Source organism: Halomonas tibetensis (assembly GCF_042643535.1).
GTDB lineage: Bacteria > Pseudomonadota > Gammaproteobacteria > Pseudomonadales > Halomonadaceae > Halomonas > Halomonas tibetensis.
On sequence record NZ_JBHRSQ010000006.1, the window covers coordinates 278,299 to 290,929 of the forward strand.

Sequence of the window (12,631 nt, forward strand, 5' to 3'; positions counted from 1 at the left end):
CCGTGAGCAGCAACGCCCCCCGCCAGCCCGTCAAGGATCTGCACTTCTTTCTCACCGTACCACATGCCTGCAGCTATCTGGCCGGGCGTGAAGCCACGACCCTGTTCCTCGATCCCCAGCAGTCTCCAGGCCAGGGCGTATATGACTCCCTGGCGCTGCTCGGCTTCCGTCGCAGCGGCCGGCATCTCTACCGGCCCCACTGCGAGGGCTGCAGCGCCTGCATATCGGTGCGTCTCCCTGTCGAGGAGTTCACCCCCAATCGCAACCAGCGGCGATTGACCAGACGCAATAGCGACCTGACCCTGCATCTGCGTCCAGCGATCTTCGACCCGGAACACTACGCGCTCTACGCTAAGTATATTCGCATCCGCCACGCCGATGGCGATATGTATCCACCGAGCCACGAGCAGTATCGCACCTTCCTGACCCTCGACCAGCAGTATGCCCGACTGATGGAGTTCCGCCTTCACGGTCGGCTGCTGGCGGTCGCAGCTTTTGACCAGCTCGAGCATGGTCTATCGGCCATCTACACCTTCTTCGACCCGGATCCCGAGCTCGAACGACGCTCCCTGGGCACTTTCGCGGTGCTTACTCTGGTCGGGCAGGCGCGTCGACGTGGCCTGCCCCATGTCTATCTGGGCTATTGGATCAGCGAGTGCCGCAAGATGGCCTACAAGCAGGACTTTCGCCCCCTGGAAATGCTCGACGGCCGTCACTGGCGGCGCCTGATCACCCCCTGAAATGCGCCTTTCTTTGCCTTGCCGGCCGGCATGCGGCACAATATCGCGCTATTCTTTTTGCAGCTGTCTCATCCATCAGCGAGGAACCGCCTGTATGGCACGTGAAGACCATATCGAAATGGAAGGCGTCATCGTCGACACCCTTCCCAACACCACCTTCCGCGTCGAGCTGGAAAACGGCCACGTGGTCACCGCGCACATTTCCGGGAAGATGCGCAAGAACTACATCCGTATTCTGACGGGTGACAAGGTCAAGGTGGAGCTGACACCCTACGATCTGACCAAGGGTCGTATCGTCTACCGCTCCCGCTGAAGCGCGGTCGAGCTTACCTACCTTCAGCCCGACGCCGAACGCACAGGACAACGCCCCGTCCATGGACAGGGCGCTGAATCGTGTGCGAAAGAGCGACCGACGTCAGGGAGCGTCAGCCATCTCCGCTTCGGTGGAGAGATGCAGCTCGCCCTCTTCCACGGTGACGTGAACCAGGCCGCCATGCTCCGAGAGCTCCCCAAACAGTATCATCTCGGCCAACGGCTTCTTGAGCTTCTCCTGAATCAGGCGCGCCATCGGGCGAGCCCCCATGTCCGGGTCGTAGCCCTTTTCGGCCAGCCAGTCCCGGGCCGACAGGTCCACGTCCAGTTGAACACGCTTTTCATCCAGCTGCGCCTGTAGCTCCACCAGGAACTTGTCCACCACGCTTCGCACCACCGAGGCGGGCAGGGAGTGGAATTGAATGATGCCGTCCAGCCGGTTGCGGAATTCAGGCGAGAAGGTCTTGCGGATCACCTCCATGGCATCGGTCGAGTGGTCCTGGTGCTGGAAGCCGATGGAGCGACGTGTGGCCTGCTCGACCCCCGCATTGGATGTCATGATCAGTATCACGTGACGGAAATCCGCCTCCCGCCCGTTGTTGTCGGTCAGCTTGCCGTGGTCCATCACCTGCAGCAGCAGGTTGAATACCTCGGGGTGCGCTTTTTCGATCTCGTCGAGCAGTAACACGCAGTGCGGGTGCTTGGTGACGGCCTCGGTGAGCAGACCACCCTGGTCATAACCGACATAGCCCGGCGGAGCGCCGATCAGACGCGAGACCGTATGGCGCTCCATATATTCGGACATATCGAAGCGCACCAGCTCGATACCCATGATCATCGACAGTTGGCGGGCGACCTCGGTCTTGCCCACCCCGGTGGGGCCAGCAAACAGGAAACTGCCCACGGGCTTGTCGGGGGCCTTCAACCCGGCCCGCGACAGCTTGATCGCTGCGGAAAGGCTATCAATTGCCTCATCCTGGCCAAACACCAGCATCTTGAGATCCCGATCCAGGTTCTCCAGCAGCTTACGATCCGAGCTGGAGACACTCTTCGGCGGGATCCGCGCGATAGAGGCGACCACCGCCTCGACCTGAGCGGAATCGATGGTGGCGATCCTCACCTCGGGGGGCAGCAGACGCTGATGAGCACCGGCCTCGTCGATCACGTCGATGGCCTTGTCCGGCAGGAAGCGGTCACTGATATATCGATCAGCCAAGCGTGCTGCACTCTCCAGAGCCGCATCGGTGTACTTCAACTGGTGATGCTCCTCGAAGCGCGAACGCAACCCCTTGAGGATACGGATGGTGTCCTCCACCGAGGGTGCCGGCACGTCAACCTTCTGAAAACGCCGCGCCAGGGCGCGATCCTTCTCGAAGATGCCCCGGTACTCCTGGAAGGTGGTAGAGCCAATGCAGCGCAGCTCGCCGGAGGATAGCAGCGGCTTGAGCAGGTTGGAGGCATCCATCACCCCTCCCGAGGCGGCGCCGGCACCGATCACGGTATGGATCTCATCGATGAACAGGATCGCATGGGGCTGTTTACGCAGCTCGGCCAGCAGACCCTTGAGGCGCTTCTCGAAGTCGCCGCGGTATTTGGTACCGGCGAGCAACGCGCCCATGTCCAGCGAGTAGACGACCGCATCGCTGATCACATCGGGCACGTCCTCCTCGACCACCCGCTTGGCCAGGCCCTCAGCGATGGCGGTCTTGCCCACGCCGGCCTCTCCCACCAGCAGCGGGTTGTTCTTGCGCCGACGAGCGAGGATCTGCACCACGCGCTCGAGCTCCTGCTCGCGGCCGATCAGCGGGTCAATCTTGCCCATACGGGCCTGTTCATTGAGGTTGGTGGCGTAGCCGGTGAGAGGGTTGGACCCACTTTCGGTGCTGCCCTCCTCATTCTCCTCCGACTCGGAAGAGGAGGGAGTTGAGGAGCTCTGACCGTGCCCGGCTACCTTGGAGATGCCGTGAGCGATGTAGTTGACGGCATCCACCCGGGCAACGTTCTGCTGTTTGAGGAAGTAAACCGCCTGACTTTCCTGCTCAGAGAAAATAGCCACGAGCACATTAGCTCCGGTGACTTCGCTTTTACCGGAAGACTGCACGTGAAAAACTGCACGCTGCAGTACGCGCTGGAAGCCCAGGGTAGGCTGAGTCTCTCGATCGGATTGATCATCAGGGATCAGCGGCGTAGTGGAATTGATGAAGTCCTGAAGGTCGGAGCGCAACTTGTCGAGGTTGGCCCCGCAGGCCCGGAGCACGTCTGCCGCCGAGGCGTTATCCAACAGCGCCAGCAGCAGGTGTTCCACGGTCATGAACTCGTGCCGCTTGGAGCGCGCCACGGTGAACGCCGTGTTCAGAGTCAGTTCAAGTTCTTTGCTCAGCATGGCAGTCCCCTTCTTGCCGCCCAGGGTGTTGCGACAGATCTTTCGTCATTCGGCATCATCAACATCGGGCACAAACGCTGCCGTTGCAAGCCTTGCTGCCAACGGCAAGCCATATATACCCATGGCGACCATGTCCGGGATAAGTCAATCCGCCGCATCAATGTCTGAAAGCAGCGGATGCTGACACTCTCTAGCGTATTGATTGACCTGATGGCTTTTGGTTTCCGCGATATCACGGGTAAATATGCCGCAGGTCGCCTTGCCCTGCGTATGAACCGCCAACATCACTTGCACCGCGGTTTCACTATCCAGGTGGAAAAAGGTCTGAAGCACCTCCACCACGAATTCCATGGGGGTAAAGTCATCATTGTGCAACACCACCTTGTACATCGGTGGTCGCGCCAGATCGGGCTCGGCGTTCTGCACCGCGAGGTCGTTGTCCTCCTCTGTACCCGGAGGACGGGTCATGCCGCACCATATTTCTCGTTGCCACATAGCGAAACACTACTCGTTTTATGAGCCGGCAATTGGGCAGGTCGTCTGTATCTGACGTCGTTCGGCCGGCTAGGTTCATCGCGCCTCTCAACGCAAGGGCCCCCGCCCGTTATCCGAGCAGGGGCCTAAGCACTTGGTTATCAGAGCCGTGGAGGGGCTTTCAGCCCTTTGCCACCAGGGCCAGAGCGGCATTGAGGGTGGCGCTCGGGCGCATGGCGGTCTCGGTCAGCGCGTAGTTCGGGTGGTAGTAACCCTCGATATCCACTGGCTGCCCCTGCACGCCATTCAACTCCTCGAGAATCACTTCCTCCTGGGTCTCAAGCGTCTCCGCCAAACGGCTGAACAGCGCCTTGAGGTCGGCGTCTTCATCCTGGGCAGCCAATGCCTGAGCCCAGTACAGCGCCAAGTAAAAATGACTGCCCCGATTGTCCAGTTCGCCGACCTTACGTGAAGGCGACTTGTTGTGCTCGAGGAACTGGCCGGTGGCCTTGTCAAGCGCATCCGCCAGCATCGTGGCACGAGCATTACTGAACCGCTTGGCGAGATGCTCCAGGGAGGCGCCCAGCGCCAGGAATTCGCCGAGGCTGTCCCAGCGCAGGTGATTTTCCTCGAGGAACTGCTGCACGTGCTTGGGCGCAGAGCCACCGGCACCAGTTTCGAACAGGCCGCCGCCGTTCATCAGCGGAACGATCGATAGCATCTTGGCGCTAGTGCCCAACTCCATGATCGGGAATAGGTCCGTGAGGTAGTCACGCAGAATGTTGCCGGTCACCGAAATAGTATCCAAGCCACGGATCAAGCGTTCCAGCGTATAGCGCATGGCCCGGACCTGGGACATGATCTGGATATTGAGGCCGGTGGTGTCGTGATCCTGAAGGTAGGTCTTCACCTTCTTGATCAGTTCGTTTTCGTGCGGGCGGTAAGGGTCAAGCCAAAATACCGCCGGCATGCCGGAGTCCCGGCAGCGATCTACCGCCAGTGCAACCCAGTCCCGGATGGGCGCATCCTTGACCTGACACATCCGCCAGATATCGCCCTGCTCCACATTCTGGGACAGCAGTACCTCGCCGGTTTCAAGATCGGTAATATTGGCGACACCTGACTCAGGCACCTCGAAGGTTTTGTCGTGGGAGCCGTACTCCTCTGCCTTCTGCGCCATCAGTCCAACGTTGGGAACAGTCCCCATGGTGGCCGGATCGAAAGCGCCGTGCCACTTGCAGAAGTTGATCATCTCCTGATAAATGCGGGCGAAGGTGGATTCGGGCATCACCGCCTTGACATCCTTGAGGCGGCCATCTGCACCGTACATCTTGCCTCCAGCGCGAATCATGGCAGGCATCGAGGCATCCACGATCACATCGCTGGGGGAGTGAAAGTTGGTTATCCCCCGCGCAGAATCCACCATGGATAGCTCCGGGCGAAGGTCATGGCAGGCGTGCAGGTCGCGGATAATCTCTTCACGCTGAGTTTCGGGCAGGACAGCGATCTTGTCGTAAAGATTCATCATGCCGTTGTTGACGTCAACTCCCAACTCCTCGAAAAGCTCACCGTGCTTCTCGAAAGCCTCCTTATAGAAGATTTTGACGCAGTGGCCGAACACGATGGGGTGCGAGACCTTCATCATGGTCGCCTTGACGTGCAGAGAGAACATCACGCCGGTCTTGCGAGCATCCTCAATCTCCCGGTCGTAAAATTCGAGCAATGCTTTCTTGCTCATGAACATGCTGTCAATTATCTCGTCTTTCAGAAGCGAAACCTTGGGCTTAAGCACCAGTGCCTGGCCGCTCTGAGTAATCAGCTCCATCTTGACGTCGCGGGCGCGGTCCAGCGTCATCGTCTTTTCGCTGTCATAGAAGTCGCCACCGTGCATATGCGATACATGGGTGCGTGAGGCCTGACTCCATTCCGCCATGTGGTGGGGATACTTGCGGGCATATTCCTTGACGGCCCTGGGGGCGCGACGATCGGAATTCCCTTCACGCAGCACCGGGTTGACGGCACTTCCCTGGCACTTGTCGTATCGCGCCTTGATTGATTTCTCTGCGTCGCTGCTCGGCTCATCCGGGTAGTCCGGCAGCGCGTAGCCCTGCTGCTGCAGCTCCTTGATGGCCGCCCGAAGCTGCGGCATGGAGGCACTGATATTGGGAAGCTTGATGATATTGGCTTCCGGCGTCTTGGCCAGGGCGCCCAGCTCAGCCAGATGATCCTCGACTCGCTGCTCTTCGGTCAGGTAATCGGGAAACTGAGAGAGGATCCGAGCCGCAAGGGAGATGTTACGGGTCTCCATTTCAACGCCGGCGGCGTCGGTGAAGGCGTCGATAATCGGCAGAAGGGAGAAGGTGGCCAGGGCTGGCGCTTCGTCGGTGAGCGTGTAGATAATCTTCGGCGTTTTTGACATGTTGACGTAGGTCTCTCTGGTCGCGGCAGTGGCAAGAAACTGGATCGGTAGCGCGCGCTCACGATGCCTCGATAGGGGACCTTGGAACAACCCGTCTGAAATAGTAAGGCGAGGGGGATGCCAATAAGCATCGACCCGGCAGACGCAGTTCTGACAGGTCCCGGAACGACGAGGGCGCTCCCGGCGAGTCACATCATTATATCAGCCTGCCCGATATGTCGCATGGGCAATAAGGCTAACGCCCCTCGCCGCGCACCCTCACCACTGACATCGTTCCGCGCTTGCCGGTAAGCTATTCCTATGAGCATCCTCTATCTGCTGCACAAGCCCTACCGCATGCTGTCCCAGTTCACCGACCGAGGGGTCAGCCCGGGAGAGACCCGCGCGACATTGGCGGACGTCATCGACGTGCCCGGCATCTACCCCGCTGGCCGGCTCGACCATGACTCCGAAGGGCTCTTGCTGCTTAGCGATGACGGCGAGTTGATTCACCGCATCACCCATCCTCGCCACAAGCTGCCCAAGGTCTACCGGGTGCAGGTAGAGGGGGCGCCAGATGATAGTGCCCTGCAGGCACTGCGAGACGGTGTCGCGCTGAAGGACGGGGTGACGCGCCTGGCCAAGGTGCGCCGCCTGGAGGCGAGCGGCCTGGCCGAGCGAGACCCACCGCTGGACCCAAAGCGCCACCCGATCACCACCTGGCTGGAACTGACCATCAGCGAGGGGCGCAACCGTCAGGTGCGGCGCATGACCGCCCATGTCGGCCACCCCACCCTACGCCTGGTTCGCGTAGCCATCGGCCCCTGGCGGCTAGACGACCTGGCCCCCGGCGAGTGGCGACGCGAGGCGCTGCATGCTCCGACCCCGGGACAACGCGAGAAACCGCGTCAGGCCCGCACCCTGCGCCGAAAACCAGCCCCGCAAGGAGGCAAGCGATGAACCGCTGGCAACCCCATGCCACCGTGGCCTGCGTGATAGAACGCGCCGGCGCCTTCCTGATGGTAGAAGAAGACCGCGGCGGCCCCCAAACGTTATTCAACCAGCCCGCTGGCCACCTGGAGCCGGGCGAGCGCATTCGCGATGCCGCTCTGCGCGAGGCAGCCGAGGAAACCGCCTGGCACGTCGGCATTACCAACTACCTAGGAATGTATGTCTACCGGGTTCCGAACGGCCCCACCTTTCACAGTCATGCCTTCTTCGGCATGGCGCTGGCACACCTGGGCAGCGAATTGGACCCAGCGATTCACGCCGTGCACTGGCTGACGCTGGAGCAGTTGGAAGCCCTCGAGCGTGAAGGGCGACTGCGCAGCCCGCTGGTACTGCGGCGAATCCGCGACGCCATGGCCGGGCGGTTCTATCCCATGGAGGTCCTTCACGACAGGTAGGCTTCTCGGCGCCCGATGCCATCTTCATGTACAATTCGTCACCATTTATGATCCAGCGATGACGAGAGCGCCCATGACCGCCACCCCAGGCAAGGTGATCGTCGGCATGTCCGGCGGCGTCGACTCCTCCGTATCCGCCCTGCTGCTGCTCGAGCAGGGCTATCGGGTCGAAGGCCTGTTCATGAAGAACTGGGACGAGGACGACGGGACCGAATACTGCACCGCCAAGGCCGACCTGGCAGATGCCGAGGCCGTTTGCGAGAAGCTCGGTATGCGGCTGCACACCGCCAACTTCGCCGCCGAGTATTGGGACAACGTCTTTGAGCACTTCCTGGCCGAGTACCAGGCCGGGCGCACGCCCAACCCGGATATCCTTTGCAACCGCGAGATCAAGTTCAAGGTGTTCCTGGAGTATGCCGAGATGCTTGGCGCCGAGAAGATTGCCACCGGCCACTATGTTCGCCAAGGGGTCCGCCATGGCCGTCCGCGCCTGCTTAAGGGTCTCGATCCCAACAAGGACCAGAGCTACTTCCTGCATGCCGTGCCCGAAGCGGCCATTGCGCGAACTCTGTTCCCGGTGGGCGAACTGGAGAAGCCCGAGGTGCGCGCCATCGCCGAGCGCCACGACCTGGTGACCGCGCGCAAGAAGGACTCCACCGGCATCTGTTTCATCGGCGAACGGCGCTTCCGCGACTTCCTGCAGCAGTATTTGCCGGCCCAGCCCGGCGTGATCGAGACGCCCGAGGGCGAGGTCATCGGCGAACATATGGGCCTGATGTATTACACCCTCGGTCAGCGTCAGGGGCTCGGCATCGGCGGGCTGGCCAACCATCCGGAGGACCCCTGGTACGTAGCAGCCAAGGATCTCGAGCGGAACGTACTGGTCGCCGTGCAAGGCAAGCACCACCCCCTGCTCTACTCCGATTCGCTGGCCACGGAGGCCATGGACTGGGTCGCCGGCGAACCGCCGGCCAGGGAAGCGCGACTCACTGCCAAGACCCGCTACCGCCAGTCCGACGAGGCCTGCCAGATGCATACCTGTGCCGATGGTGGCGTCGAAGTCCTGTTCGATGATCCCCAGCGCGCCGTCACTCCGGGGCAGTCCCTGGTGCTCTACGATGGCGAGATCTGTCTCGGAGGAGGCGTGATCCGCGACACCTGGAACGCCAAGGAGCATGCCGCATGACCGCCTCGACCCCGATCCACCGCATCCCCGATGACCCCGCCACCCGCCAAACCCTGGCCCTGGCCGGCGTCTTTCAGTCTGCCAGCCTGGTCGACGAACTGGCCCGCACCGGCCAGGTCGACCCGCGCGCCTGGGACACACTGATCCGCGCTACCCTGGACACCAACCCGGCGAGCTTCGAAGCGATCTACGGCGGCCATCCCAACAACCTGCGACGCGGTCTCGACGTGCTCGAAGCGGTGGTGGGCCGCAAGCAGGCCAACCCGGTGGTACTACGCTACGGCTTTTCGCTGCTGTTGCTGATGAACCAGCTGCGCACCAACGACGCCATGATGGACGACCTCGGCAGCCGTCTGGTGCGCATCCAGGGCCAGGCCGAACACTTTGGCGAGACCCATGAGAACGTCATTGCCAGCCTGGGCGAGGCCTATCAGGAGACGCTCTCGACGCTCAAGACCCGCATCATGGTCCAGGGCGACCCCTCGCTGCTGCAGCAGCGCATGATGCCTGAGCGAGTTCGGGCCATCCTGCTCGGCGGCATCCGCTTTGGCCTGCTGTGGCACCAGCAGGGCGGCCGGCGCTGGAAGCTGATCATCCAGCGAGGCGCCCTGAAGAAGGCCCTGGATCAGCTGTCCTGACCCGCCACACTCGGTCCCTTATCCATTACCATTGTCACCGACCCGGAACCCCAATCATGCACGCCCTGCCCCTCTCCGCTCTCACCGCCCTCTCCCCCGTCGACGGCCGCTACGGCGGCAAGGCTGCCGCCCTGCGCGAACACTTCAGTGAGTTCGGCCTGATCCGAGCACGCGTGATCGTCGAGATTCGCTGGCTCCAGCGACTCGCCGAGCTTATCGGGGTTACCGAGGTACCGCCGCTCTCCGCCGAGGCCACCGCCTTCCTGGAAACGCTGATCCGCAGCTTCTCCCTGGAACACGCGGAGCGTATCAAGGAGATCGAGCGGACCACCAACCATGACGTCAAGGCGGTGGAGTACTTTCTCAAGGAGCAGATTGCCGATCAGCCAGAGCTGCATGCCATCAGCGAGTTCGTGCATTTCGCCTGCACCAGTGAGGACATCAACAACCTCTCTCATGGCGTAATGCTCACCGATGGCCTGAAGAGCCTGCTGCCGGTGATGCAGCGAGTGGCCGACGACATCGCCGCCCTGGCCCATGAACATGCAGCGCTGCCGATGCTATCGCGCACCCACGGTCAGACCGCGAGCCCCACCACCCTGGGCAAGGAGATGGCCAATGTCGCCTACCGCCTGCGTCGCCAGTTGAAGCAGATCGAAAGGGTGGAGATCCTTGGCAAGATCAACGGTGCGGTAGGCAACTACAACGCCCATCTCGCGACCTACCCGGAGGTGGACTGGGAGAACAACGCCCGCACCTTCGTTGAGGGCCTAGGGCTGACCTTCAACCCCTACACCACCCAGATCGAGCCACACGACTACATCGCCGAACTGTTCGATGCCATCTGTCGCTTCAACACCATTCTGATCGACTTCGATCGCGACGTCTGGGGCTACATCTCGCTGGGCTATTTCAAGCAGGGGACCGTCGAGGGCGAGATAGGCTCTTCGACCATGCCGCACAAGGTCAACCCCATCGACTTCGAGAACTCCGAGGGCAACCTGGGGCTCGCCAATGCCATCCTCGGCCATCTGGCCCAGAAGCTGCCGATCTCGCGCTGGCAACGCGACCTCACGGACTCCACGGTGCTACGCAACCTGGGCGTAGGCCTGGCCTATGGGCTGATCGCCTACGAGGCGTCGCTCAAGGGCATCGGCAAACTCGAAGCCAATCCGGCGCGCATCGCCGAGGATCTCGACGCCAGCTGGGAGGTGCTCGCCGAGCCGATCCAGACCGTGATGCGCCGCTACGGCATCGAGAAGCCCTATGAGAAGCTCAAGGAACTGACCCGCGGCAAGCGCATCGACCAGGCTGGCTTTGCCGCCTTTATCGACACCTTGGAACTGCCCAACCCAGTGAAACAGGAACTGAAGGCATTGAGCCCGGCGACCTATATCGGGAACGCCCACGCCCAGGCAGGAAAGCTATGAGTATGCCTTTCAACACCCCGCTACCCATGCTCGGCGGTCTGACCGCCGCCGAGTTCCTGGGCGACTACTGGCAACAGAAGCCGCTCCTGATACGCGGCGCTTTTCCCGATTTCGAATGCCCGCTGGACCCCGATGAGCTCGCGGGACTCGCCTGCGAGGAGGGCATCGAGTCGCGCCTGGTGGAGGAGCATGGCAAGCGTGGTCCCTGGCAGGTCAGCCACGGCCCCTTCAACGAGCGTACCTTCGCCAGACTCCCCGAGCAGGACTGGACACTGCTGGTCCAGGCCGTGGACCACTATGTGCCCGAGGTGGCCGAACTGCTCAAGGCCTTCGATTTCCTGCCGCCTTGGCGCCTTGACGACATCATGATCAGCTACGCCCCGCCGGGCGGCAGCGTCGGCCCCCATGTCGACCAGTACGACGTCTTCCTGCTTCAGGGCAGCGGTCAGCGCCGCTGGCAGCTGGGCGGCAAGGTCGCAGACGACGTCCCCATCCTCGACGGCATCGACCTGCGCATCCTTGGGCAATTCGCGGTGGAAAATGACGACGACTGGGTGCTTGAGCCGGGCGACATGCTCTACCTGCCTCCCGGCTGGTCCCACCACGGCGTCAGTCAGTCCGACGACTGCCTGACCCTGTCGGTAGGCTTCCGCGCGCCCTCCGCGGACGAAGCCATCACCTCCTATGCCGACTACCTTGGCGAGCAGCTGCCCTCCTCCAGGCGGTACTCCGATGCCGGCATGCCCCCCTCGGAGGATCCCACTGAGATTGACGACAACGCCGTAGAGCGTATGCGTGGACTGATTCTCGAGACCCTTGACGACCCCGCCCAGCTGGCCCAGTGGTTTGGCCGGGTGATGACCCAGCCAAAGTATGCCGACCAGCTGGTGCCCAACGAGCAACCCACCGATCCCGCCGAGCTTGTAACGGCGCTTCACGCCGGTGAGACGCTGATGCGCAGCCCCGGCTCACGCTTCGCCTGGCGAGCTCTGGATGAAGCGCGCGCTACGCTGTTCGCCGATGGCGACGGCGCCGAATGCCCGCCGACGCTGGCCCGTGCGCTCGCCGGCGACATGCCGCTGGATGCGAAGCTGCTTGAAGACGACGGCGCCGCTGAACTGCTGGCCGCCCTGCTCGACGCCGGCAGTCTGACCTGGGAAGGCGAGTTCGATGAGTCATCGACATGACGCTGCACCCGCCCCAGGCTCCAGAGAGGCAGCAGAAATGACCAAAATCACTCTGACCATCCATGAAGGCGGCTGGGAGGCCCTCGGCGAGTCCGCCAGTGAGATTCGCCGGGTTGTCTTCATCGAGGAACAGCGGGTCCCTGTCGCAGAGGAGTGGGACGGCCGCGACGACGACTGCCGCCACTTCCTGGCACTGTTGGACGGCGCGCCGGTGGGCACCGCGCGATTGTTGCCAGACGCCCATATCGGGCGGGTAGCGGTGCTGGCCGAGGCCCGCGACTCGGGAATAGGCGCGGCGCTGATGTTGGCCGCCATCGAAACCGCTCGCCGCGAGAACTATCCCGCCGTGGAGCTCGCCGCCCAGACCCACGCCCTGACCTTCTACGAGCGCCTGGGCTTCACGGCCTTCGGTGACGAGTTTCTCGACGCCGGTATTCCGCATCGCAATATGCGCCTCGAGCTCATCGAAGCCTGACC

The 12,631-nt window shown here is 62.2% G+C and carries 12 protein-coding genes; 9 read left to right on the plus strand and 3 right to left on the minus strand.

Annotated elements, in window-relative coordinates:
* Nucleotides 1–2 precede the first annotated feature (2 nt).
* Nucleotides 3–740, plus strand: coding sequence for an arginyltransferase (locus ACFODV_RS02320; RefSeq protein WP_379754020.1), 738 nt, complete (start codon nt 3–5; stop codon nt 738–740).
* Nucleotides 741–834: 94 nt separating this feature from the next.
* Nucleotides 835–1,053: a translation initiation factor IF-1 gene (infA, locus tag ACFODV_RS02325; protein WP_027961652.1), complete on the plus strand. Its 219-nt coding sequence runs from the start codon at nt 835–837 to the stop codon at nt 1,051–1,053.
* Nucleotides 1,054–1,155: 102 nt separating this feature from the next.
* On the opposite strand, the gene clpA is transcribed toward infA, so the two are convergent.
* From clpA to ACFODV_RS02340, 3 genes are all read right to left on the minus strand, one after another.
* Nucleotides 1,156–3,435 (minus strand): ATP-dependent Clp protease ATP-binding subunit ClpA, encoded by a 2,280-nt coding sequence (clpA, locus tag ACFODV_RS02330; protein ID WP_379754023.1) that lies wholly within the window; start codon nt 3,433–3,435, stop codon nt 1,156–1,158.
* A 144-nt stretch (nt 3,436–3,579) separates the two neighbouring features.
* Entirely contained in the window at nt 3,580–3,903 is a 324-nt protein-coding gene (gene clpS, locus ACFODV_RS02335; RefSeq protein ID WP_379754026.1) for an ATP-dependent Clp protease adapter ClpS, read from the minus strand.
* Nucleotides 3,904–4,090: 187 nt separating this feature from the next.
* Complete coding sequence (locus tag ACFODV_RS02340) at nt 4,091–6,328, minus strand: NADP-dependent isocitrate dehydrogenase (protein ID WP_379754029.1); 2,238 nt, start codon at nt 6,326–6,328, stop codon at nt 4,091–4,093.
* Nucleotides 6,329–6,628: 300 nt separating this feature from the next.
* Here ACFODV_RS02340 and ACFODV_RS02345 point away from each other — a divergent pair, with 300 nt between their 5' ends.
* The 7 genes from ACFODV_RS02345 to ACFODV_RS02375 all read left to right on the plus strand — a co-directional run bounded on the left by ACFODV_RS02345 (nt 6,629) and on the right by ACFODV_RS02375 (nt 12,629).
* On the plus strand, nt 6,629–7,267 hold the full coding sequence (locus ACFODV_RS02345; RefSeq protein WP_379754032.1) for a pseudouridine synthase: 639 nt from the start codon (nt 6,629–6,631) through the stop codon (nt 7,265–7,267).
* Entirely contained in the window at nt 7,264–7,713 is a 450-nt protein-coding gene (locus ACFODV_RS02350) for an NUDIX domain-containing protein (RefSeq protein WP_379754036.1), read from the plus strand. The genes ACFODV_RS02345 and ACFODV_RS02350 overlap by 4 nt, the downstream gene beginning before the upstream one ends.
* Before the next feature lie 73 nt (nt 7,714–7,786).
* Entirely contained in the window at nt 7,787–8,899 is a 1,113-nt protein-coding gene (mnmA, locus tag ACFODV_RS02355; RefSeq protein ID WP_379754039.1) for a tRNA 2-thiouridine(34) synthase MnmA, read from the plus strand.
* Nucleotides 8,896–9,537, plus strand: a complete 642-nt coding sequence (hflD, locus tag ACFODV_RS02360) for a high frequency lysogenization protein HflD (RefSeq protein ID WP_379754042.1) — start codon at nt 8,896–8,898, stop codon at nt 9,535–9,537. The genes mnmA and hflD overlap by 4 nt, the downstream gene beginning before the upstream one ends.
* 65 nt (nt 9,538–9,602) lie before the next feature.
* Nucleotides 9,603–10,967 carry an adenylosuccinate lyase gene (gene purB / locus ACFODV_RS02365; RefSeq protein ID WP_379754303.1) on the plus strand — a complete coding sequence of 455 codons (1,365 nt, stop codon included), beginning with the start codon at nt 9,603–9,605 and terminating at the stop codon, nt 10,965–10,967.
* 2 nt (nt 10,968–10,969) lie between these two features.
* Complete coding sequence (locus tag ACFODV_RS02370) at nt 10,970–12,154, plus strand: JmjC domain-containing protein (protein WP_379754045.1); 1,185 nt, start codon at nt 10,970–10,972, stop codon at nt 12,152–12,154.
* 37 nt (nt 12,155–12,191) lie between these two features.
* Nucleotides 12,192–12,629 carry a GNAT family N-acetyltransferase gene (locus ACFODV_RS02375; RefSeq protein WP_379754048.1) on the plus strand — a complete coding sequence of 146 codons (438 nt, stop codon included), beginning with the start codon at nt 12,192–12,194 and terminating at the stop codon, nt 12,627–12,629.
* The last annotated feature ends 2 nt before the right edge of the window (nt 12,630–12,631 follow it).